General features: G+C 70.7%; 22 protein-coding genes. 12 read left to right on the top strand and 10 right to left on the bottom strand.

What is annotated here, in order from left to right:
• Positions 1–71: 71 nt before the first annotated feature.
• Positions 72–1,088 (bottom strand): aldo/keto reductase, encoded by a 1,017-nt coding sequence (locus tag QIT00_RS21490; RefSeq protein WP_282536963.1) that lies wholly within the window; start codon positions 1,086–1,088, stop codon positions 72–74.
• A 155-nt stretch (positions 1,089–1,243) separates the two neighbouring features.
• On the opposite strand from QIT00_RS21490, the gene QIT00_RS21485 reads away from it, so the two are divergent.
• Positions 1,244–1,831 carry a TetR family transcriptional regulator gene (locus QIT00_RS21485; RefSeq protein WP_282536962.1) on the top strand — a complete coding sequence of 196 codons (588 nt, stop codon included), beginning with the start codon at positions 1,244–1,246 and terminating at the stop codon, positions 1,829–1,831.
• 123 nt (positions 1,832–1,954) lie between these two features.
• Here the strand turns inward: QIT00_RS21485 and QIT00_RS21480 are convergent, their stop codons facing one another.
• Together QIT00_RS21480 and QIT00_RS21475 are read right to left on the bottom strand one after the other, a co-directional pair.
• Positions 1,955–2,170, bottom strand: coding sequence for a hypothetical protein (locus QIT00_RS21480; RefSeq protein WP_282536961.1), 216 nt, complete (start codon positions 2,168–2,170; stop codon positions 1,955–1,957).
• A 183-nt stretch (positions 2,171–2,353) separates the two neighbouring features.
• Entirely contained in the window at positions 2,354–3,733 is a 1,380-nt protein-coding gene (locus QIT00_RS21475) for a glycine--tRNA ligase (protein WP_282536960.1), read from the bottom strand.
• Positions 3,734–3,881: 148 nt separating this feature from the next.
• On the opposite strand from QIT00_RS21475, the gene QIT00_RS21470 reads away from it, so the two are divergent.
• The 4 genes from QIT00_RS21470 to QIT00_RS21455 all read left to right on the top strand — a co-directional run bounded on the left by QIT00_RS21470 (position 3,882) and on the right by QIT00_RS21455 (position 7,156).
• Positions 3,882–4,889, top strand: coding sequence for a metal ABC transporter substrate-binding protein (locus QIT00_RS21470; RefSeq protein ID WP_282536959.1), 1,008 nt, complete (start codon positions 3,882–3,884; stop codon positions 4,887–4,889).
• Positions 4,890–4,918: 29 nt separating this feature from the next.
• Positions 4,919–5,713: a metal ABC transporter ATP-binding protein gene (locus QIT00_RS21465; protein ID WP_282536958.1), complete on the top strand. Its 795-nt coding sequence runs from the start codon at positions 4,919–4,921 to the stop codon at positions 5,711–5,713.
• Positions 5,714–5,715: 2 nt separating this feature from the next.
• Complete coding sequence (locus QIT00_RS21460) at positions 5,716–6,624, top strand: metal ABC transporter permease (protein WP_282537006.1); 909 nt, start codon at positions 5,716–5,718, stop codon at positions 6,622–6,624.
• A 121-nt stretch (positions 6,625–6,745) separates the two neighbouring features.
• Positions 6,746–7,156 carry a Fur family transcriptional regulator gene (locus QIT00_RS21455; RefSeq protein ID WP_282536957.1) on the top strand — a complete coding sequence of 137 codons (411 nt, stop codon included), beginning with the start codon at positions 6,746–6,748 and terminating at the stop codon, positions 7,154–7,156.
• Positions 7,157–7,217: 61 nt separating this feature from the next.
• Here QIT00_RS21455 and QIT00_RS21450 read toward each other — a convergent pair whose 3' ends face one another.
• The 4 genes from QIT00_RS21450 to QIT00_RS21435 all read right to left on the bottom strand — a co-directional run bounded on the left by QIT00_RS21450 (position 7,218) and on the right by QIT00_RS21435 (position 9,872).
• Positions 7,218–7,448 carry a hypothetical protein gene (locus tag QIT00_RS21450; RefSeq protein ID WP_282536956.1) on the bottom strand — a complete coding sequence of 77 codons (231 nt, stop codon included), beginning with the start codon at positions 7,446–7,448 and terminating at the stop codon, positions 7,218–7,220.
• A gap of 34 nt (positions 7,449–7,482) precedes the next feature.
• Complete coding sequence (locus QIT00_RS21445) at positions 7,483–8,337, bottom strand: isoprenyl transferase (protein ID WP_282536955.1); 855 nt, start codon at positions 8,335–8,337, stop codon at positions 7,483–7,485.
• Between the two features lie 60 nt (positions 8,338–8,397).
• Positions 8,398–9,147: a DNA repair protein RecO gene (gene recO / locus QIT00_RS21440; RefSeq protein ID WP_282536954.1), complete on the bottom strand. Its 750-nt coding sequence runs from the start codon at positions 9,145–9,147 to the stop codon at positions 8,398–8,400.
• 71 nt (positions 9,148–9,218) lie between these two features.
• Positions 9,219–9,872 carry a hypothetical protein gene (locus tag QIT00_RS21435; protein WP_282536953.1) on the bottom strand — a complete coding sequence of 218 codons (654 nt, stop codon included), beginning with the start codon at positions 9,870–9,872 and terminating at the stop codon, positions 9,219–9,221.
• A 44-nt stretch (positions 9,873–9,916) separates the two neighbouring features.
• Between QIT00_RS21435 and QIT00_RS21430 the strand changes: the two genes are divergently transcribed.
• Entirely contained in the window at positions 9,917–10,288 is a 372-nt protein-coding gene (locus QIT00_RS21430) for a hypothetical protein (protein WP_282536952.1), read from the top strand.
• 48 nt (positions 10,289–10,336) lie between these two features.
• On the opposite strand, the gene QIT00_RS21425 is transcribed toward QIT00_RS21430, so the two are convergent.
• Positions 10,337–10,900, bottom strand: a complete 564-nt coding sequence (locus tag QIT00_RS21425) for a PH domain-containing protein (RefSeq protein WP_282536951.1) — start codon at positions 10,898–10,900, stop codon at positions 10,337–10,339.
• 88 nt (positions 10,901–10,988) lie between these two features.
• Here QIT00_RS21425 and QIT00_RS21420 point away from each other — a divergent pair, with 88 nt between their 5' ends.
• Positions 10,989–11,303: a hypothetical protein gene (locus QIT00_RS21420; RefSeq protein WP_282536950.1), complete on the top strand. Its 315-nt coding sequence runs from the start codon at positions 10,989–10,991 to the stop codon at positions 11,301–11,303.
• A gap of 6 nt (positions 11,304–11,309) precedes the next feature.
• On the opposite strand, the gene QIT00_RS21415 is transcribed toward QIT00_RS21420, so the two are convergent.
• Both QIT00_RS21415 and QIT00_RS21410 read right to left on the bottom strand, forming a co-directional pair.
• Positions 11,310–13,265, bottom strand: a complete 1,956-nt coding sequence (locus QIT00_RS21415) for a beta-galactosidase (RefSeq protein WP_282536949.1) — start codon at positions 13,263–13,265, stop codon at positions 11,310–11,312.
• Entirely contained in the window at positions 13,262–14,107 is an 846-nt protein-coding gene (locus QIT00_RS21410; protein ID WP_282536948.1) for a FadR/GntR family transcriptional regulator, read from the bottom strand. The genes QIT00_RS21415 and QIT00_RS21410 overlap by 4 nt, the downstream gene beginning before the upstream one ends.
• A gap of 190 nt (positions 14,108–14,297) precedes the next feature.
• Between QIT00_RS21410 and QIT00_RS21405 the strand changes: the two genes are divergently transcribed.
• From QIT00_RS21405 to QIT00_RS21385, 5 genes are all read left to right on the top strand, one after another.
• Complete coding sequence (locus tag QIT00_RS21405; RefSeq protein ID WP_282536947.1) at positions 14,298–15,932, top strand: ABC transporter substrate-binding protein; 1,635 nt, start codon at positions 14,298–14,300, stop codon at positions 15,930–15,932.
• A 74-nt stretch (positions 15,933–16,006) separates the two neighbouring features.
• Positions 16,007–16,966, top strand: a complete 960-nt coding sequence (locus tag QIT00_RS21400; protein WP_282536946.1) for an ABC transporter permease — start codon at positions 16,007–16,009, stop codon at positions 16,964–16,966.
• A 79-nt stretch (positions 16,967–17,045) separates the two neighbouring features.
• Positions 17,046–19,037 (top strand): dipeptide/oligopeptide/nickel ABC transporter permease/ATP-binding protein, encoded by a 1,992-nt coding sequence (locus QIT00_RS21395; protein WP_282536945.1) that lies wholly within the window; start codon positions 17,046–17,048, stop codon positions 19,035–19,037.
• Positions 19,038–19,363: 326 nt separating this feature from the next.
• A complete protein-coding gene (locus QIT00_RS21390) occupies positions 19,364–20,401 on the top strand; it encodes an oligopeptide/dipeptide ABC transporter ATP-binding protein (RefSeq protein ID WP_282536944.1) in 1,038 nt (345 codons plus the stop codon).
• On the top strand, positions 20,398–21,342 hold the full coding sequence (locus tag QIT00_RS21385; protein WP_282536943.1) for a dihydrodipicolinate synthase family protein: 945 nt from the start codon (positions 20,398–20,400) through the stop codon (positions 21,340–21,342). The genes QIT00_RS21390 and QIT00_RS21385 overlap by 4 nt, the downstream gene beginning before the upstream one ends.

Genomic DNA, 21,342 nt, shown 5'->3' with positions numbered 1-21,342 from the left:
GAAGCTGGAAGAACATGCCGCGACGGTAGCGGAGGCCGACGCGGGAGCGCACCCGGTTTTCCGGGCGGCGGTCAGCGCTCGCTGTCCAGGTGGCCCATCTGCGCCGCCGGGTACCGCTCGCCCGCCGCCGCGTCCGCCGGCACGGCCTGCTCGATCGCCGCGAGGTCGGACGCGTCGAGCGTGACGTCCAGAGCGCCGAGGGCCTCGTCGAGACGGGTCCGGGTACGGGCGCCGACGAGCGGCACGATGGCCGTGTCGTGGCGCGGCCCCTGGGCGAGCACCCAGGCGATGGCGGTCTGCGCGACCGAGACGCCCTTCACCTCGGCGACCTTCCGCAGCGCGTCCACGAGGTCGAGGTTGTGCCGCAGGTTGTCGCCCTGGAAGCGCGGGCTCATGCCGCGGAAGTCGCCGGGCGCCAACTGCCGGTCGGCGCTGAAGTGGCCGCTGATCAGGCCGCGCGAGAGCACGCCGTACGCGGTGACGCCGATGCCCAACTCGCGGGCGGTGGGCAGGATCTCGGCCTCGATGCCGCGGGAGATCAGCGAGTACTCGATCTGCAGGTCGGAGATCGGCGCCACGGCGGCGGCCCGGCGCAGGGTCCGCGCGCCGACCTCGGACAGGCCGATGTGCCGCACATGCCCGGCGTCGACCAGCTCCTGGATGGCGCCGACGGTCTCCTCGATCGGTACGTCGGGGTCCACGCGGGCGATCCGGTAGATGTCGATGTGGTCGGTGCCGAGGCGCTGCAGCGAGTACGCGGCGAAGTTCTTGACCGCGTTCGGGCGGCCGTCGTACCCGGTGAAGCCGCCCTCGACGGTGCGCAGGGCGCCGAACTTGACGCTGGTGAGGGCGCGTTCGCGGGCCTCGGGGGCGGCGCTGCGCAGGGCTTCGTTGATGAGCAGTTCGTTGTGGCCCATGCCGTAGAAGTCGCCGGTGTCGAGCAGGGTGACGCCCGATTCCAGGGCGGCGTGGATGGTGGCGACGGACTCGGTCCGGTCGGCCTCGCCGTACAGGGCGGACATGCCCATGCAGCCGAGGCCGAGGGCGGAGACCTGGGGGCCGGTGGTGCCGAGGGTGCGGGTGCGCATGGGGGCTCCTTCGAACTCCATGAGGGGTGCTCCATGAGGAGTGGGCGGACCTCCACGATGACACGGTGACTGACAGATTTCAAATTTTGTCATCTGTCAGTCCGTCGTCGCGGGCGCCTCGTTCCCCCGTCCCGCCTGCGGGTACCGTCGACCCCATGGCACCCTCCGCACCCCTGACCGCCGAACGCATCCTCGAAGTCACCGAGGACGTGCTGCGCCGGCACGGCCCCGCGAAGGCCACGGTGGTCGACGTCGCCCGGGAGCTGGGCGTCAGCCACGGCAGCGTCTACCGGCACTTCCGTACGAAGGCGGCGCTGCGGGAGGCCGTGACGAAGCGCTGGCTGGACCGCACGACGGAGCGCCTCGCCCAGGTGGTCGACGGGCCGGGGGACGCCTCGGCGAAGCTGCGCCGCTGGCTCTCGGAGCTGTTCGCGGCCAAACGCCGCAAGGCGGGCGACGACCCGCAGCTGTTCGCCACGTACTCCGTACTGACCGGCGAGCTGAGCGACCTGGTCGACCAGCACATCGACGAGCTGGTCGGGCAGCTCACCGTGATCGTCGAAGAGGGCGCGCGCACAGGCGAGTTCGCGACGGGCGACCCCGCGGTGACGGCGCGAGCGGTGTTCGTCGCGACGGCCCTGTTCCACGATCCGCGGCACGCGGGCATGTGGTCGAGGGAGGGCATCGAGGAGCAGTTCGGCGAAGTGTGCGCACTGTTGCTGCGCGGGCTTCGGCAGGGTTGATGCTCGGGTCGTACGGGGCTCGGTACCGGGGCTGCCGCCCCAGGCCCCCGCTTCCGTCGGCCTGCGGCCTCGTCCTCAAACTCCCCCAGCCTCCGGCCGGGAGGTGCCCCCAGACGGGCTGATTTACGGGCTGACCGTCGCCTGGTGCGCCTCCGCAAGATGCTCCTCCGCCTTCAGCCAAGGCAGGAACTGCGCCCGCCTCCGCCAGTCGCACGTCTCGCAGACGAGGGCGCGCTGCACCCCCGACCTGCTGACGCGGACGATGTGTTCGCGGCCGTGCTGGTCCCAGCGGCTGACCTTGCTGGACTGCATGGCCCTCTCGGGCTGCGTGGACGGCATCCGTGCCTCCTGGCACTCGCGTACGGGGCGGCCGATCTGCGTGCGCCGCCCAGTCTGCAACAGGAGCAACATCAACAGGCTTACGTTGCAGGGTCGTTGTGCGCACGGAAGCTCCGCGTACGCGAAAGGCGCCGAGCCCGTACAGATACGGACCCGGCGCCTTCAGCGAGACGTCGCGGGAGCTCAGCAGCCGATCAGACGGGCCGCGAGGTAGCCCTCGATCTGGTCGAGGGAGACGCGCTCCTGCTTCATGGTGTCGCGCTCGCGCACGGTCACCGCGTTGTCGTCGAGGGTGTCGAAGTCGACGGTGACACAGAACGGCGTACCGATCTCGTCCTGGCGGCGGTAGCGCTTGCCGATGGCGCCGGCGTCGTCGAAGTCGATGTTCCAGTTCTGCCGCAGCGCGGACGCCAGGCCCTTGGCCTTCGGCGACAGCTCCGGGTTGCGGGACAGCGGCAGGACGGCGACCTTGACCGGCGACAGGCGCGGGTCGAGGCGCATCACGACGCGCTTCTCCATCTTGCCCTTGGCGTTGGGCGCCTCGTCCTCGGCGTACGCGTCGAGCATGAAGGCCAGCATGGCGCGGCCGACACCGGCCGCGGGCTCGATGACGTACGGAGTCCAGCGCTCACCGGCCTCCTGGTCGAAGTACGAGAGGTCCTTGCCGGAGGCCTCGGCGTGCGCGGAGAGGTCGAAGTCCGTGCGGTTGGCGACACCCTCCAGCTCGCCCCACTCGGAGCCGCCGAAGGAGAAGCGGTACTCGATGTCGGCGGTGCGCTTGGAGTAGTGGGAGAGCTTCTCCGACGGGTGCTCGTACCAGCGCATGTTCTCCTCACGGAGACCCAGGCCCGTGTACCAGTTCCAGCGCTGCTCCATCCAGTACTCCTGCCACTTCTCGTCCTCACCCGGCTTGACGAAGAACTCCATCTCCATCTGCTCGAACTCACGGGTGCGGAAGATGAAGTTGCCCGGAGTGATCTCGTTCCGGAAGGACTTGCCCATCTGCGCGATGCCGAACGGCGGCTTGCGGCGCGAAGTCTGCTGGACCTGGGCGAAGTTGGTGAAGATGCCCTGGGCGGTCTCGGGCCGCAGGTACGCGACCGAGCCGGAGTCCTGGGTCGGGCCGAGGTGCGTGGCGAGCAGGCCGGAGAACTGCTTGGGCTCGGTGAACTGGCCCTTGTTGCCGCAGTTGGGGCAGTTGACCTCGGCGAGCGACTCGGGCTCGCGGCCGTGCTTGGCCTCGAAGGCCTCCTCCAGGTGGTCCGCGCGGAAGCGCTTGTGGCAGGAGGTGCACTCGGTGAGCGGGTCGGTGAAGGTGGCGACGTGACCGGAGGCCTGCCAGACCTCGGACGCCAGGATCACCGACGAGTCGATACCGACGACATCCTCGCGGGACGTGACCATGTAGCGCCACCACTGGCGCTTGAGGTTCTCCTTGAGCTCGACGCCCAGCGGCCCGTAGTCCCAGGCGGCACGCTGGCCACCGTAGATCTCACTGCAGGGGTAGACGAAGCCACGGCGCTTGCTCAGGCTGACGATGGTGTCGATCTTGTCGGCGGCCACGGTGCTCTCTTCAGTACGGACGGCATCGAATTGATTCAGGTTACCGGCGCTGCCCACCTCCGGGCCAAATCGGTCCCTGTCTGCACGCGCTATGCACCAGCCTGACCTTTATTGACAATCGTTCTCATCTTTGATGAAAATGAGTGTCATGAACGTACGACGCTCCCGAATAGCCGTCCCCGCCGCCGCCCTCGGCCTGCTGGCCCTCTCCGCCTGCGGCAGCTCGAACGCCGCCGACGGCAAGGACGGCGGGAAGCTCGACGTGGCGGCGTCGTTCTATCCGATGCAGTTCCTCGCCGAGGAGATCGGCGGCGAGCACGTCAGCGTGGACGCCCTGACGAAGCCGGGCATCGAGCCGCACGACCTGGAGCTGGCGCCCCGGCAGATCGCCGAGCTCGGCGAGTCCGACATGATCCTCTACCTCGGCGGCATGCAGCCCGCCGTGGACGAGGCCGTAGAGCAGTCCTCCGTCGCGAACAAGGTGGACGCGGCCGGCCTCACCGACCTCGACCTGCACTCCTCGGGCGACGGCCACGACCACGCTAACGGTCACGAGGAGGAGCACGGCCACGGGGAGGAGCACGGTCACGAGGAGCACGGCCACGAGCACGAGGAAGCATCCGGCGAGGGTGAAGCCACCGACCCGCACTTCTGGCTCGACCCGGTGAAGTACGCCGAGGCCGCCAAGGGCGTCGGCAAGGCCCTGGAGAAGGCCGACCCCGACCACGCCGCGGACTACAAGAAGAACACCACCGCCCTGGTGGAGAAGCTCGACGGCCTGAACAAGGACTTCGAGGACGGCCTGAAGGACACGAAGACGAAGACCTTCATCACCTCGCACACCGCCTTCGGCTACCTCGCCGAGCGGTACGGCCTGGACCAGGAGGGCGTCACCGGCATCGACCCGAAGGCCGAGCCCAGCCCCGCCCGTATGAAGGAACTGCAGCAGGTCGCCAAGGAGGAGAAGGTCTCCACGATCTTCTTCGAGACCCTCGCCAGCGACAAGACGGCCAAGACCCTCGCCGCGGACACCGGCCTGAAGACCGGCGTCCTGGACCCGCTGGAGGGAATCACGGACCGGTCGAAGGGCGATGACTACATCGAGGTCATGCGCGCCAACCTGACCGCCCTGAAGACAGCGCTCGGCGCGAAGTGACATCGCTTACAGCGGCAGCGGAGGCGCACATGGACACCCAGGAACAGGAAAACGAGGGCCGCGAACCCGTCATATCCCTCACGGGAGCCAGGGCGACCCTCGGCTCGCGCCCCGTGCTGCGCGGCGTCGACCTCACCGTGCGCCGCGGCGAGGTCGTCGCCCTGCTCGGCGCCAACGGCTCCGGGAAGTCCACCGCCGTACGCGCGGTGGTCGGCCAAGTACCCCTCAGCGACGGCTCGTTGGAGCTGTTCGGCACCGACCTGAAGCGCTTCCGCCAGTGGTCCCGGATCGGGTACGTGCCGCAGCGCACCACCGCCGCCTCCGGTGTCCCGGCGACCGTCCGCGAGGTCGTCTCCTCCGGCCGTCTCGCCCGTACGAAGCTGGGTCTGCCCGGCCGCGGGGACAAGGCCGCCGTGCTGCGCGCCCTGGAGCTCGTCGGCATGGCGGACCGGATCAAGGACTCCGTCAACGCCCTCTCCGGCGGGCAGCAGCAGCGCGTCCTGATCGCCCGCGCCCTGGCCGCCGAGCCCGAACTCCTGATCATGGACGAGCCGATGGCCGGGGTCGACCTGGCCAACCAGGAGGTGCTCGCGGGCGCCCTGCGCGAACAGGTCGCCGCCGGCGTCACCGTACTGCTCGTGCTGCATGAACTCGGGCCCCTGGAGCCGCTGATCGACCGTGCCGTGGTGCTCCGGGACGGCTGCGTGACGCACGACGGCCCGCCCCCGAAGGCAGTCGGCCAGCATGCCCTGCCGGGCCACGACCACGTACATCCGCATGCGGCGCACGCCGTCGAGCCGATCCGGACGGGGCTGTTGACCTGATGCTGGAGATCCTGAACTACGACTTCATGCAGCGGGCGCTGATCGCCGCCACGCTCGTCGGCATCACGGCGCCCGCCATCGGCACGTATCTGGTGCAGCGGCGCCAGGCGATCATGGGTGACGGCATCGGGCACGTCGCGATGACCGGTGTCGCGCTCGGCTTCCTGATGAACACCAGCCCGGTGTGGATGGCCACGCTCGTCGCGATCCTCGGCGCCGTCGGCATGGAGATGGTCCGCTCCCGCGGCCGCACCAGCGGTGACGTGGCGCTCGCGATGCTCTTCTACGGTGGCATGGCCGGCGGCGTCATGCTCATCAACCTGTCGCCCGGCAACTCGACGGCCAGCTTCAACACGTACCTCTTCGGCTCGATCACCACGGTCTCGCCCGAGGACGTGACGGCCATCTGCGTCCTCGCGGCGTTCGTCGTCGCGATCACGCTCGGGCTGCGGCGGCAGCTGTTCGCGGTCTGCCAGGACGAGGAGTTCGCGCGGGTCACCGGGCTTCCGGTGCGGCTGCTCAACCTGCTGATCGCGGTGACGGCCGCGGTGACCGTGACGGTCGCCATGCGGATCGTGGGCCTGCTGCTCGTCAGCGCGATGATGGCGATCCCGGTCGCGGCGGCGCAGCGCGTCACGCGCGGCTTCGTCACGACGCTCGCGCTCGCCATGACCATCGGCGTCACCGTGTCCCTGACCGGCACGGCCGCCACGTACTACGTGGACGCGCCGTCCGGTGCCGCGATCGTGCTGCTCGCCGTCGCCGTCTTCCTCGTCCTGGCGCTGCTCGCGGCGCCGCTTGCCCGCAGGAGGGCGCGGAGCAGGGCGGCCGCCGAGGCAGCGGAGGTTACGGACGCCCTGGAGTGCACGCTTCCGCCTGCTCGGCGGACGGAGGACAATGTCAAGGTCTGAGCCGCACCCCGGCCCTCACCGGGCCGGAGCGGCGCAGCCCGCGACGCCGTCGACGTAAGGCATGCCTTACGTTCCGGGCCGACCTGGCACAATGGCCCGGCAGCGACGTGAGGAGGTCCCAGTGACAGCGCCCGTACGCGGCCGGTCGACCCGGCAGCGAGCCGCCGTGGCGGCTGCCCTGGACGAGGTGGACGAGTTCCGCAGCGCCCAGGAGCTGCACGACATGCTCAAGCACAAGGGCGATTCGGTCGGCCTGACCACGGTGTACCGCACCCTGCAGTCCCTCGCCGACGCCGGCGAGGTCGACGTGCTGCGCACCGGCGACGGAGAGTCGGTCTACCGCCGCTGCTCCACCGGCGAGCACCACCACCACCTGGTGTGCCGGGTCTGCGGCAAGGCCGTCGAGGTCGAGGGACCGGCGGTGGAGAAGTGGGCCGACGCGATCGCGGCGGAGCACGGGTATGTGAACGTCGCCCACACGGTGGAGATTTTCGGTACGTGTGCGGAGTGCGCGGCCGACGGCAAGAGCTAAGGGTTTCGCGGGGGCCCCGCCCCCGGCCCCCCGCCGGGGCTCCGCCCCGAACCCCAGGCCTTCACCGGTCGTAACAGTCGTACGACCCGTCCTCGTTGCGGCCGACGCTCTCGTGCTCCCAGCACGGCAGCATCGGCGCGAGCACGAACGTCCGCCAGCCGAGCACGGCGACCAGGCACAGGCCGAGTACCTCGGCCGTGCGCGGGACGCATCGGGGCTGCGCCCCGGACCCGGCTTCGTCGTTCGGCAGCCGCGCCGTCGTGGCTGGTCGCGCCCCGCGGCGGAGCCGCAAATGTCACAGCCCCGCGCCCCTATCGGGGCACAACTCAGCCCTCCGTCGGGCGCCCCCGCATGTCCCGTTCCATCCGCTCCAGCTCCTCGTTCGGCACCGCGCCGCCGAAGCGGCGGTCACGTTGGGCGTACTCGACGCACGCCCGCCACAGGTCGCGGCGGTCGAAGTCGGGCCACAGGACGTCCTGGAAGACCATCTCCGCGTAAGCGCTCTGCCAGAGCAGGTAGTTGGACGTGCGCTGCTCGCCGCTGGGGCGCAGGAACAGGTCGACGTCCGGCATGTCCGGGTAGTACAGGTACTTCGCGAACGTCTTCTCGCTGACCTTCGACGGGTCGAGCCGCCCCGCCCTCACGTCCTCCGCGAGCGCCTGCGCCGCGTCCGCGATCTCCGCGCGGCCGCCGTAGTTCATGCAGAAGTACAGCGTCAGCTTGTCGTTGTCCTTGGTCTGCTCCTGGGAGACCTCCAGCTCCTTGGCGACCGACTTCCACAGCTTCGGCATCCGGCCGACCCACCGCACGCGCACGCCAAGGTCGTCGAGCTGGTCACGCGTCTTGCGGATGAAGTCCCGGTTGAAGTTCATCAGGAAGCGCACCTCGTCCGGCGACCGCTTCCAGTTCTCCGTGGAGAAGGCGTACAGCGAGATCGCCCCCACGCCCATCTCGATCGCGCCCTGCAGTACGTCGAGGACGCGCTCGGCACCCACCTTGTGGCCCTCGGTGCGCGGCAGCCCCCGGTCCTTGGCCCAGCGGCCGTTGCCGTCCATGACGACGGCGACATGGCCCGGCACCAGCTCGCCGGGGAGCTTCGGCGGCTTCGCCCCCGACGGGTGCGGCTCGGGCACCTTGTACTCGCGCCGCGACCGGCCGCCCAGAATCCCGCGTCGTGCCATGGTGGTTACTCGCTCCCGCTCTCTGCTTACCAGGTCTTGCCAGCCTCTTGCCAGCTCTTGCTAGGTCTTCTCGACGTACCGCAGCGAGCGCAGTCCGCGCTCCAAGTGCCAGTGCAGATACGCCGACACGAGCCCGCTGCCCTCCCGGACGTGCCGCGCCTCGCAGGCGTCCGCCGTCGCCCAGTCCCCGGTCAGCAGGGCACCGAGCAGGCCGATGGCCTCCGCAGAGGGTACGACGCTTCCCGGTACCCGGCAGTCGGCGCAGACCACTCCTCCCGCCGCGACCGAGAAGAACCGGTTCGGTCCCGGCATGCCGCACTTCGCGCAGTTCACGAAGCTCGGCGCGTACCCGTTCACCGCGAGCGAGCGCAGCAGGAACGCGTCCAGGACAAGATGCGGGGCGTGCTCGCCGCGTGCCAGGGTGCGCAGTCCGCCGACGAGCAGCAGGTACTGCTGCACCGCCGGCTCGCCCTCGTGGTCCGTGAACCGCTCGGCCGTCTCCAGCATGGCCGTACCGGCGGTGTAGCGGGCGTAGTCCGTCACGATCCCGCCACCGTAAGCAGCGATCGTCTCACTCTGCGTGCACAACGGCAGCCCGCGGCCGATGAGTTCACTGCCGCGCGCGAAGAACTGCACGTCCACGTGCGAGAAGGGTTCGAGCCGCGCACCGAACTTGGACTTCGTACGACGCACACCGCGCGCCACGGCCCGCACGCGCCCGTGTCCGCGGGTGAGCAGCGTGATGATGCGGTCGGCCTCGCCCAGCTTCTGGGTGCGCAGGACGATCCCATCGTCACGGAAAAGGCTCATGCGTTCATTGTCGCGTACGGGATGTGGCGCCGGGGGCGGTGGGCCGAGGTCGGAGGGGTCACAGGGGGTGGCTAGCGGGAGCCTGCCGTGCGCTCCTTGTGGCCCTTGTAGTCGGGGTGGCCGATGTGGTTCGGCTCACGTTCCACCTCGCCGAGCCAGAGCGGCTGCGCGTACCGCTGTACCGCCTCCGCAAGGGCCGACTTGTTCTTCCGGCCGACCGGGATGCGGTAGCGCAGGCGCGGCAGGTCCGGGTGCAGGGGCTCCTCGTCGCGGACCAGGTGCCACAGGACCGGGTGGTCCGGGTCGATCGGGCCGTTCGGGCACAGCTCCAGGGAGTACACCAGCTGCGACTTGCCCTTGCCCGCACGGCTCCAGTGCACACCGGCCCCGGCGAGGGTGTCCCACGGGACGACCTTGTTGCCGGTGGGGTTGCTGATCCAGACGCCCACGTGGTCGACGGCGATGAACGCGTTCCGGGCCTTGATGCCGCGCTTCAGGAACAGTCCCGCGACGATCAGCGGGATCAGGCCGACGCCGATGGCGCCCCAGCCCCCGTTGCTGGGGGAGCCGGTGGCGCCCAGTACGGCCATCAGCCCGGCGCCGATGAAGAACAGCGCGAAGACGGAGCAGCCCGCCGCGCCCTTCACGGACTGCTGCATGACCTCACCGCCCAGCTTGACGACGGAGGCGGTGGGGGCGGGGCCGTGTGCGTAGGGACTGGACATGGGCATGCAGTGTACGGAACGTCCTCCCCCTAGGATTCGGTGCCATGGACATCCGGGGGAACTCACCACAGGGGCAGGGCCCGACGCCCGATCAGGCTGAGCTGCGGGCGGCGTTCGAGCGGCAGAGTCAGGCGGGACGCGCCCGCGGTCGCTCGCTGGACGCGCGGACGTCTCGCTGGGCGGGGATGATCGCCTCCGTGCTGCTCGGCCTGGGCGCGGCCACGATGCTCGTGACACGGCTCAGCCAAGGTCAGCCGGCGGGGCTGTGGACCGCATTGGGTGCCGTGTGCCTGCTCCTGACGGTCGTGGGCTGCCTGCTCGCCAAGGCGGGCCGTACCCGCTGGACCGTGGCAGCGCTGGTCATCGCTCTGGCGCTCGCCCAACTCGGAGACATGCCCGCCCTCCGCCCCAACTGATCCCCTACGACCCGTACTCGCTGCTGCGGTCGGGGTGAGGCGGCCGGCTCAGCGGGCGTTCCGGGCATTGCGGGCGGCACGGGTGCGTTCGCGGTGGCCGCGCAGGTCGGGCAACTCGCCGTACCCGCGCTCGCGTTCCACCAGGCCGAAGTACAGGTGCGGCAAGTACCGCTGGAAGGCCTCGTGCAGGCGGGTTCGGGGGCGCGTCGCGTTCGCGGGGATGCGGAAGCGGAGGCGGGGCAGGCCGGGGTGGAGTGGTTCGTCGTCGCGGATCAGGTCCCGGAGGACCGGGTCGTCGGGGTCTGCGTGCCAGGCGGGGCACAGCTCCAGTGTGTACGTGGGGAGGCCGCGCCAGTCCCGCGTCCAGTGGAAGCCGACGGCGCCGAGGGAGTGCCAGGGGATGTGGCGGGTCCCGTGCCGGTTCCGCAGTCGTATGCCTGTTTCGTCGAAGCCCAGGAACGTTGTGCGGCGGTGGTCGAGCACGAGGGACACCACCGCACCGACACACATCAACGCGAGCCCCCCGAAGGCGATACGGGTCCCCGTGACGGCGCCGGTCCTGGAGCCCACCTGCCCCATGGCGACGGCCATCAGGGTGCAGACCAGGAACACCCTCCCCGCACCCGGCGGACTCAGGATGACAACAGTGGACCTGTGCCCGGGACCCCTCGGAAAGCTCATGGCGCTACCCTCACATGACATGGGCACACGGGGTGAACAGCCTTACGAGAATGATGTGTTGGAGCAGATCCACCGGGCTCGGGCCGCTCGGCGGGGGATGGCAGCGGCGGCAGCGGTGCTCGCCCTGCTCGGTCCCGCCGTGGTCTGGTTGCGGGTGGCGCGCGGCGCGCCGTGGGGGTGGTGGATCGTTCCGTGCGGGGCGGCGCTCCTGCTGTGTGTCGGGGCGGCCGGGCTCGCCCGGTTCGGGCGGACCAAGCGGGCCCTCGCCATGATCCTCGCCGGGCTCGCCCTCGTACTCACCGGGGACCTGCTCGCGACCGCCGCGGTCACGTGACAACGGTCAGCTGACCGTCACCGTCCCCTCCCTGTGGTCCAGGCGGATCGCCACCCGGCGGCCGTCCGCCGTGATCCGGGTGCGTACCTGCGTGCCGACGGGGAGGTCCGGGGCGCGGATGCCCGCGTCGAGGCGGGCCCGGTCGAGGATCGCGCGCATCGTCACCGGGTCCGGGCGGGTGCCCAGGTACCAGGCGTGGCCCGTGCCGTAGGGGTTGCGGGTGGCGGCGGGGCGGCCGTCGGCGTACGTCAGTATCGGGGCCGCGCCCTCCAGGGCCAGCTCCTCCGACCACAGCGTGCCCTCGCCTCCGCCGCCGAACCGCAGCGCGCCGCCCTCCGGCAGCGGCTCGAACTCCTCGACGCGCAGGCCGAGCAGCTCGCGGAAGGGCGCCGGGTAGCCGCCGAGGTGGACGCGGTCGTGCTCGTCGGTGATGCCGGAGAAGTAGGACATCAGCAGGGTCCCGCCCGACGACACATACGTGTGCAGGCGGTCCGCCGTCTCCTGCGAGACCGAGTACAGGTTGGGGACGAGCAGCAGCTTGTACGCCGACCAGTCGCGGTCCACCGGCACCACGTCGCACGGCACCGACGCGTCGTACAGCGGCCGGTGGTGGGCGTGGGCCGCGTCCAGCATGCGGGCGTCGGCGCTGGGGTGGGCGTCCTGCTCCAGGGCCCACCAGTTCGGCCAGTCGAGGAGGAGGGCCGCCTCCGCGCGTTCCGGGACCGAGCCCAACAGCTCGGGGTGCGCGGCGAGTTCGGCGCCGAGGGCCGTGGCCTCGCGGAAGATCCGGGTCTCGGGTCCGCCGTGCGGCACCATCGCCGAGTGGAACTTCTCGGCGCCGCCGCGGGACTGCCGCCACTGGAAGAACAGCACCGAGTCCGCGCCGTGCGCCACCGCCTGCCAGCTGTCCAGGCGCATCCGCCCCGGCTGCTTGCGGCCGTTGCGCGTACGCCAGTTGACCGCGCTCGGGGCCTGCTCCATCAGCAGCCACGGCTGCCCGTCGCGCAGTCCGCGCATCACGTCGTAGGAGAAGGCCGCCTCGTGGACGGAGTCCGGGTCGTGCGGGTCCGGGTACGAGTCGTACGAGACGACGTCCATCTCGCGGGCCCAGGTGAACAGGTCGAGGGTCTTGGCGACGGGGACGAAGTTCGTCGTGACCGGCACCCCGGGCGTCACGGCGTCCAGGACCGCCTTCTCCGCGCGATAGCACTCCAGGAGCTCGTCCGAGGAGAAGCGGAGGTAGTCGAGCTGCTGGGTGGGGTTGCGGAAGGAGGGGGCCGTGCGCGGGGTGTGGATCTCCTCCCAGTCGCCGTACCGCTGGGACCAGAAGTCCGTGGACCAGGCCGAGTTGAGGGCGTCGAGCGTGCCGTAGCGGGCGCGCAGCCAGCGGCGGAAGGCGGCCGTGGACACCTCGCAGTGGCAGTGCCGGGAGATGTGGCAGCCGAACTCGTTGCCGATGTGCCAGAGGGCGAGCGCCGGATGGCCGGCGTACCGCTTCGCGAGCTGTTCGACGAGGCGCGTCGCGTACTGCCGGAAGACCGGGCTCGACGGGCACCAGTGCTGGCGTGAGCCCGGGTGCAGCCGGGTGCCGTCGGCCGTCATCGGGAGCGTCTCTGGGTGCAGCCGGGCCAGCCAGGCCGGCGGTGACGCGGTCATCGTGGCGAGGCAGACGGCGACTCCGGCGTCCGCGAGGCGGTCCAGGTGGCCGTCCAGCCAGCCGAAGTCGTAGGCGCCGGGGGCGGGTTCGGATTTCGCCCAGGAGAAGATGCCGACGGTCGCGAGGTTGACGCCCGCCACCCGCATCAGCTCGGCGTCCTCGGCGTGCGTCTCGGGGCCCCACTGCTCGGGGTTGTAGTCGCCGCCGTACGCGATCGAGTCGAGCCTGTCGTAGAAGTGGGCGAGCCTGGCGGGGCCGCCCGGCTGCTCTGCCCGCGTTCCGAACTCGCCCTGTCCATACGTCATTTGACCCCCAGTGCCTCTTGTCCCGACCCAGGCCCTTCCCGCCGGATCATGCCGCAGTCGCGGGGCCTGGCGCGCTCAGCCTGACCGATTGGTGCGGGTGGACCGGATGCGGCCTGATCCGCCGGGAAGGACCTGGCATCGATACCCCGGAAATGGCGGCTCATGGCTCGCTGTGCGCCCGGCACGTCGTGCTCGCGCAGCGCCGTGAGGATGTCCCGGTGGCGGCAGGCGGTGACCGCGGGTGCCGGGTCGCGGGTCCAGCCGCGGGCCTTCGCCACCCGGTGGAAGACGTGCCAGAACGCGGCGAGGAGCTGCGGAACGAGGGCGTTGCCGAGGGTCTCGTAGAGCGTCTCGTGGAACTCGCGGTCGAGGTCGGGGAAGGCTTCGCCGGCGCGGGCGGCCTCTTCCATCCGGCCGACTATGGACTCCAGGCGGGCGAGCTCCGCGTCGTCGATGCCGCCCGCGACCCGGTGGATCAGGCCCTCCTCCAGGACCTCGCGGACCTGGAGGATCTCGGTGAGCGCCGCGTGGTCGTCGGTGACGCGGGCCAGGGTGCGGAAGGTGAGCCCGTCCACGAGCGGGGTGAGCGAGGCCTGGCCGACGTAGGTGCCGTAGCCGTGTCTGATCTCCACGATGTCCAGGGCCTGCAGTGCCTTCAGCGCCTCGCGCACGGAGTTTCTGCTCACCCCGAGGCTCTCCATCAGCTCCGCCTCGGTGGGGAGCGGGGCGCCGGGGGGAAGTCTGCGGTCGAGGATCAGCTGCATGACGTCCCGGCGGATCTGGGTGCCCACGCGCCGTTCCCGGGCAGAGGCGTGCCTCGTGTTCCTTGGCTCCTCGGACATGCGGCACAGCGTACGACCGAAGGACGTCCCACGTCCCACCTCGGGAGCGAACTCGTACCCAGCGGTTCCGGTGCCGATCCTTGCGCGATCTCTTGACCGGCCACGGCGGCGCTCCTATGGTCGCGCTACCCCTAGACGTAGGACGTGGGATCTCCCAACCGCCCACTCTTTCCCGGGACTTGGAGACACCGTGAGCGACGCGACCTCCGGACGGGCGCTGCACCGCCGGTCCTTCCTCAAGCACACGGGCGCCGTCGGCGCGGCCGCCGCCATCACCACGACCCTCTCCGCCTGCTCGGGCGGCCCGGAGTCGACGACCGGCGGCGGGGGCGACGGAAAGGGCTCCCTCGACACCCTGACCGCCGTCATCGGCTACGGCAACGACGGCAGCTGGGACCCGACGCAGACCGCGTCCGCGTTCTCGATGGCGGCCAACCACCACATCTACGAAGGCCTCCTCGACACCGACCCGATCAGCCGCGAGCCCTACGCGGCGCTCGCCACCTCGCTGCCCAAGGACCTGAAGACGGCGACGCGCTGGCAGTTCACGCTGCGCTCCGGCGCGAAGTGGCACGACGGCGAGCCCGTCACCGCCGACGACGTGGTCTTCACCTTCGAGAGGATCCTCGACCCGGACACCGTGAGCCTCGCCCAGGGCTTCTTCCTGTCCTGGCTGAAGGAGGTCAGGAAGGTCGACGCGCGGACGGTCGAGCTGGTCCTGAAGTTCCCGTTCCCGGACGGCGCCGCGCGGCTCACCCTCGCCAAGATCATGCCGAAGCACGTGTTCTCCAAGGCGGGCGCGTGGGAGAAGGCCATCGCGGGCCTCGCCGTCGGCTCGGGCCCGTACCGGCAGACCGCGCACCACGCCAAGTCCAACACCACCTTCGAGGCTTATCCGGACTACAACGGCCCGCGCAAGGCCACCTTCAAGAAGATGAACTGGCTGACGATCGTGGACGCCGCGCCCCGCGTCGCCAAGATCTCCGGCTCCGGCGCGGGCGCGCAGATCGCGGACAACGTCCCGTACGCCAACATCGCCCAGCTGGAGAAGGACGGCCTGAAGGTCGAGGGCGGGGCCGGGATGAACAACCTGTTCCTGATGTTCAACACGGCCCACAAGCCCTTCGACGACGTCCGCGTCCGGCAGGCCCTGCACTACGCCATCGACCGGGACAAGATGATCTCGGCCGCGCTCAGGGGCCACGGCAAGGCGTCCACCTCGTTCCTCGACGAGGCCAACCCCTCGTACCGCGCGGCGAAGACGGTCTACGCGTACGACCCGGAGAAGGCCCGGCAGCTGCTCAAGGACGCCGGGGTGACCAAGCTGAAGATCAACCTGATGGCCGTGAACGTCAGTTGGATCGTGGACTGCCTGCCGACCATCGAGGAGTCCTGGCGGAAGATCGGCGTCGAGACCACGCTCGCACCGCAGGAGACCGCCGCCCTGTTCACCAAGCTCGACCAGAAGAAGGACTTCCAGGTCGTCGCGGCCGCGTCCAACCCGAACCAGTTCGGCGTCGAGGCCGACCTGATCATGCACTACAACTACGGCCCCTCGAACCTCTGGATGCGGTACGCCCGTTGGGCCAGGAACTCCGAGGCCAAGAAGCTCTTCAAGCTGATGGAGCAGGCCACCCGCGAGGCCGACGCCGAGAAGAAGAAGCGGATGGTCCAGGAGTACATCGACGTCGTCGCGGAGAACGCCGTGATCTACCCGGTCGTCCACAACGAACTCATGACGGCCTGGGACCCGGACCGGCTCAGCGGCGTCCGCGCACAGCCGTACCCCGGCATCAACCTGCTGCAGGCAAAACCCGCCGACTAGGCCTCCAGGCCTCCAGGCCTCGCGGAGCGGGAGTTCACATGGTTCAGACCTACGTCACGGGGGCGTGAATCCGCATGGTTCAGATCGCCAGGATCCTGGTCCGCCGTATCGCCCTGCTCGTCCCGCTGATGCTGGGCATCGTGCTGTTCGTGTTCCTCGTCATGCAGTTCTCGGACATCGACCCGGCCGCCGCGTTCTTCATGGGCGCCAACCCCACCCCGGAGCAACTGCACCAGTTCCGGGAGGAGAACGGCCTGCTCGACCCGCTGCCGGTGCGGTACGTGGCGTTCGTCGGCGAGCTGCTCCAGGGCGACATGGGCATCAGCGTCCTCACCCGGGCGCCGGTGCTCGACCAGGTCAGCACCGCTCTGCCGCTCACCATGCAGCTCACGTTCCTGGGGCTGGGCATCGCGGTGGTGATCGCCCTGGTCCTCGGCGTCACCGCGGCCATCCACCGCGACCGGTTCCCGGACCAGCTGATCCGGGTGCTCTCCCTGACCGGTGTCGCGGCACCCGGCTTCTGGCTGGCGCTCCTGATGATCCAGTATCTGGCGGTGGGCGCGGGCTGGTTCCCGACGAGCGGATACGTCAACCCGGCGGACTCGTTCACCGGCTGGCTGCGGACCATGACGCTGCCCGCGTTCGCCCTGTCCCTGCCGGTCGCGGCCCAGCTCACCCGGATCGTGCGGACCGCGGTGGTGGAGGAGCTGGACAAGGACTACGTCCGCACGGCGATCGGCAGCGGGCTCCCGCCGGTCGTCGTGGTCGGGCGGAACGTGCTGCGCAACGCCTTGATCAATCCGCTGACGGTGCTCGGCCTGCGGGTCGGCTATCTGCTCGGCGGCGCCGTGGTCATCGAGACGATCTTCGCGCTTCCCGGTATGGGCAACCTGATGATCACGGCCGTGAAGAACGGCGACCCGGCCGTCGTCCAGGGCGTGGTGATCACCACGGCCGTCGGCTTCGTCGTCGTGAACCTCGCGATCGACATCCTGTATCTCCTGGTCAACCCCCGGTTGAGGAGCGCCGCGTGAGGAACCTGCTGGCCTTTCCCCGTCCGAGGAGCGCCGCTCCCTGTCCGGGGAGCGCCGCTCCCTGTCCGAGGAGCGCCGCGTGAGGACTCGTAAGCAACTGGCGGAGGCGCTGTCCAGGCCCGGCGTCCGGCTGCGCGGGTTCCGGCGCCTGCCGCTGCTCTCCCGGATCGCGGTCGGGGTGATCGGCGTCGTCGTCCTGATGGCCGTCCTGGCCCCGCTGCTCGCCCCGCACGACCCGCTCGACCAGGCCGCCATGGCCGACGGCAGCGGCAGCCCGTCGGCCGCGCACTGGATGGGCCAGGACAGCCTCGGCCGGGACATCCTCAGCCGGCTGATGTACGGGGCGCGGCTCTCCCTCGTCATCGGCCTCGGCGCGACCGTGCTCGGCCTGGTCGCGGGCGCGGTGCTCGGGGCGATCGCGGCGACCTCGCGCAAGTCGGTCGACGAGTTCATGATGCGCTGCCTCGACATCGTCATGGCGTTCCCGGGGATCGCGCTCGCCGCCGTGCTGATCGCGGTGTTCGGCGGCAGCATCCCGGTCCTGATCCTCGCCATCGCGTTCCTCTACACCCCGCCGATCGCCCGTGTCGTCCGCGCCAACGTCATGGACCAGTACGGCGAGGACTACGTGACCGCCGAACGCGTCATCGGCGCCCGCACGCCGCACATCGTCCTCAAGCACGTGGCCGTCAACTGCGCCGCGCCGATCCTGGTGTTCTGCACCGTGCAGGTCGCCGAGGCGATCGTCTTCGAGGCCTCGCTGTCGTTCATCGGGGCGGGGGTGGCGCCGCCCGACCCGTCCTGGGGCAGCGTCATCGCCGACGGCAAGAACATGGTGCTCACCGGCGGCTGGTGGGCCACGGTCTTCCCGGGTCTGCTGATGCTGGTCACCGTGCTCGCCCTGAACGTCCTGTCCGAGGGCGTCTCGGACGCCTGGGCCGCCCCGGCCGCCCGTGACGTGCCGTCCCGGCGGGCGCGTACGCAGGACAAGCTGGAGGCCGCGGAGCCGGGCACCGGCAAGGTCCTGGAGCTGCCGGGCCTGACGGAGGCGGCGGCCCGCCTGCGCTCCCGAGCCCGCCCGCTCCCCTCCGGGCCGCCCGTCCTGGAGGTCACCGACCTGGCCATCGGCTTCGACGCCCGGCACGGCGGTACGGACATCGTCGACGGCATCAGCTTCGACGTGCGGCCCGGCGAATTGCTCGGCCTGGTCGGGGAGTCCGGCTGCGGCAAGTCGCTGACCGCGCTCACCGTGATGGGCCTGCAGCCGAAAGGCGCGCGGGTGCGGGGCCAAGTGATGTTCGACGGACGGGAGTTGACCGGACTCCCGATGAGCGCCCGGCGCCGCCTCCTCGGCCACGACATGGCCATGGTCTACCAGGACGCGCTGTCGTCCCTGAACCCGTCGATGACGATCCGGGCCCAGCTGAAGCAGGTCGTCCGCAGGGGCGGGGCGCGTACGGCCGTCGAACTCCTCGACCTCGTCGGCCTCGACCCGGACCGCACCCTGCGCAGCTACCCGCACGAACTCTCCGGCGGCCAGCGCCAGCGCGTCCTGATCGCCATGGCCCTGTCCCGCAACCCGAAGCTGATCGTCGCCGACGAGCCGACGACGGCGCTCGACGTCACGGTCCAGGCCCAGGTGATCGAGCTCCTCCTTCGCCTGCGCGAGGAGTTGGGCTTCGCCCTGATCCTGGTCTCGCACGACCTGGCCCTGGTCGCGGACGTCACGGACCGGGTGGTGGTGATGTACGGCGGCCAGATCGTGGAGACGGGCGTGACGGCCGACCTGGTGGCCGCGCCCTCCCACCACTACACGCGCGGGCTGCTCGGCTCCGTCCTGTCCCTGGAGTCGGCGGCGCAGCGGCTCACGCAGATCAGGGGCGTCGTGCCGTCCCCGGCGGACTTTCCTGCGGGGTGCAGGTTCGCGGATCGGTGTCCTTCTGCGAGTGCTGTCTGCGGTACGACCCCTCCGGCCCTCCGCGGGCCGTCCCGTACGCATGCGGTCGCCTGCCACCACCCGGCCATCGCGTTGACGGCTCCGGCGGCACGGGGGAGCGAGGCGGTCAGGTGAGCGCGGTCGGCCCACGGGTTCCTTCCCCCACCCCGCCCCGTCCCGAAAGCTTGCAGCAGCTTCGGGGGCTCCGCCCCCGGACCCCCGCTCCTCAAACGCCGGAGGGGCTGATTTTGCCTCGGAGGGGCGGGTTCTTAAGGGGCGCGGGGCTGTGTCATTTGCGGCTCCGCCGCGGGGCGCGACCAGCCACGACGGCGCGGCAGCCGAACGATGACCGCAGTCGGAGCGGGGGCCTGGGGGCGCAGCCCCCAGAGCTGTCCGCAGGACTTCAGGGAAGGGGCGGGGTGGGGAAATCCCACGCACGACGACGAAGGCGAGGCCGCCAGGTGACCGACAACGCACTGGTCCAGCTCAAGAACACCCACGTAACCCACCGAGCCCGCTCCGGCGGCCTCCTCTCCCGCGACCGGGTGCACGCCCTGACGAACGCCGACCTCACCGTCACCCCCGGCGAAACAGTAGGCATCGTCGGCGAATCCGGCTGCGGCAAAAGCACCCTCGCCAAGGTCCTGGTCGGCGTGCAGCAACCCACCACCGGCACCGTGGAGTTCGGCGGCAAAGACCTCTGGACGATGCCCCCCGCCGAGCGCCGCGCAGCGGTCGGCACCGGTGCGGGCATGATCTTCCAGGACCCCTCGACCGCCCTGAACCGCCGCCTCACCGTACGCCGCATCCTGCGCGACCCCCTCGACGTCCACCGACGCGGCACACCGGCCGAACGGGAGGAACACGTCAGGGAGTTGATGTCCCTGGTCGGCCTGCCCGAGGTGCTCGCCGACGGTCTGCCCGGACAGCTCTCCGGCGGCCAGCGCCAACGGGTGGCGATCGCCCGCGCCCTGGCCCTGAACCCCCGACTCGTCGTCGCCGACGAGCCGACCAGCGCCCTGGACGTCTCCGTCCGCGCCCAGATCCTCAACCTCCTCCTGGACCTGAAGGACCGCCTGGGTCTCGCCCTGGTCTTCGTCTCGCACGACATCCAGACGGTGCGGCGGATGAGCGACCGCGTGATCACCATGTACCTGGGCCGGATCGTCGAGGAGTCCCCCGCCGGCGAGGTCCTCACCCGGTCCCGCCACCCGTACACCCGCGCCCTGTTCTCGGCCACGCCCGGACTGCTCGATCCGATCGACCCGATCCCGCTGGCCGGCCCGGTTCCGTCCGCGACGCGGCCGCCCAGCGGGTGCCCGTTCCGGACCCGCTGCTGGAAGGCGGACGCGGAGTGCGCGGAGAGCATGCCGGACTTCACGGGTTCCGAGGGGGCGGGGAGCCGCTTCCGCTGCCACCACCCCGTGGACGACGGCCAGTCGACCCACGAACTCGTCACCCAGGCCGCCGCCACGGCCGCGCCCCAGGAGGGTTCATGACGCTTCCGGCCACTCCGACCTCGCTGACCGGTGTCGTCCCCCCTGTCTGCACTCCCCTGACACCGGACCACGAGGTGGACGTCGGCTCCCTGGTCCGGCTCGTGGACCATCTGGTGGGCGCGGGGGTGGACGCCCTGTTCGTCCTCGGCTCGTCCTCGGAGGCGGCGTACCTGCCCGACCGCCATCGCCGTACGGTCGTCGAGACGGTCACCGCCCACGTGGCCGGTCAACTCCCGGTCCTCGCGGGGGCGATCGACATGACGACGCCGCGCGTACGGGACCACGTGGACGCCGTGGCGGTGGCGGGCGCGGACGCGGTGGTCGTCACGGCGCCCTTCTACACGCGTACGCACCCGGCCGAGATCGCCACGCACTTCCGCACCCTGGCCGCCACCTCCCCGGTCCCGGTCTTCGCGTACGACCTGCCGGTCTCCGTCCACACGAAGCTGCCCGGTCAGCTCCTCCTGGACCTCGCGGCCGAGGGCGTCCTCGCCGGGGTCAAGGACTCCAGCGGCGACGAGGGCGCCTTCCGCGAACTCCTCCTGGGCGCCCGCGCGCGTGCGGACGTGTCCGGCTTCAGCGTGCTGACCGGCGCGGAACTCACCGTCGACTCGGCCCTCGCGATGGGGGCGGACGGGGTCGTGCCCGGCCTCGGCAACGTGGACCCGGAGGGGTACGTACGCCTGTACGCGGCCTGCCGCGCGGGGGACTGGGACCGGGCGAGGGCGGAACAGGAGCGGCTGTGCGCGCTGTTCGGCATGACCGGGGCCGGCGACCCGTCCCGCATGGGCGGCTCGTCCTCGGCCCTCGGCGCGTTCAAGGCGGCGCTGCACCTGCGCGGCGTGATCGACTGCCCGGCCACCGCGCTACCGCAGGTCCCGCTGTCTCCCCAGGAGGTGGGCGAGGTCGGGAAGTACCTGGCGGCGGCGGGGTTGCTCTGA

Origin of the sequence: Streptomyces luteolus, assembly GCF_029968015.1 — a bacterium.
Lineage (GTDB): Bacteria > Actinomycetota > Actinomycetes > Streptomycetales > Streptomycetaceae > Streptomyces > Streptomyces luteolus.
This window is presented reverse-complemented; position numbering and strand designations above follow the sequence as displayed.

Excerpts from the sequence above, each read along its gene's own strand:
- QIT00_RS21490 (WP_282536963.1), bottom strand. The coding sequence starts at position 1,088 with ATGCGCACCCGCACCCTCGGCACCACCGGCCCCCAGGTCTCCGCCCTC.
- QIT00_RS21485 (WP_282536962.1), top strand. The coding sequence starts at position 1,244 with ATGGCACCCTCCGCACCCCTGACCGCCGAACGCATCCTCGAAGTCACC.
- QIT00_RS21480 (WP_282536961.1), bottom strand. The coding sequence starts at position 2,170 with ATGCCGTCCACGCAGCCCGAGAGGGCCATGCAGTCCAGCAAGGTCAGC.
- QIT00_RS21470 (WP_282536959.1), top strand. The coding sequence starts at position 3,882 with ATGAACGTACGACGCTCCCGAATAGCCGTCCCCGCCGCCGCCCTCGGC.
- QIT00_RS21465 (WP_282536958.1), top strand. The coding sequence starts at position 4,919 with ATGGACACCCAGGAACAGGAAAACGAGGGCCGCGAACCCGTCATATCC.
- QIT00_RS21445 (WP_282536955.1), bottom strand. The coding sequence starts at position 8,337 with ATGGCACGACGCGGGATTCTGGGCGGCCGGTCGCGGCGCGAGTACAAG.
- recO (WP_282536954.1), bottom strand. The coding sequence starts at position 9,147 with ATGAGCCTTTTCCGTGACGATGGGATCGTCCTGCGCACCCAGAAGCTG.
- QIT00_RS21435 (WP_282536953.1), bottom strand. The coding sequence starts at position 9,872 with ATGTCCAGTCCCTACGCACACGGCCCCGCCCCCACCGCCTCCGTCGTC.
- QIT00_RS21430 (WP_282536952.1), top strand. The coding sequence starts at position 9,917 with ATGGACATCCGGGGGAACTCACCACAGGGGCAGGGCCCGACGCCCGAT.
- QIT00_RS21420 (WP_282536950.1), top strand. The coding sequence starts at position 10,989 with ATGGGCACACGGGGTGAACAGCCTTACGAGAATGATGTGTTGGAGCAG.
- QIT00_RS21415 (WP_282536949.1), bottom strand. The coding sequence starts at position 13,265 with ATGACGTATGGACAGGGCGAGTTCGGAACGCGGGCAGAGCAGCCGGGC.
- QIT00_RS21410 (WP_282536948.1), bottom strand. The coding sequence starts at position 14,107 with ATGTCCGAGGAGCCAAGGAACACGAGGCACGCCTCTGCCCGGGAACGG.
- QIT00_RS21400 (WP_282536946.1), top strand. The coding sequence starts at position 16,007 with ATGGTTCAGATCGCCAGGATCCTGGTCCGCCGTATCGCCCTGCTCGTC.
- QIT00_RS21385 (WP_282536943.1), top strand. The coding sequence starts at position 20,398 with ATGACGCTTCCGGCCACTCCGACCTCGCTGACCGGTGTCGTCCCCCCT.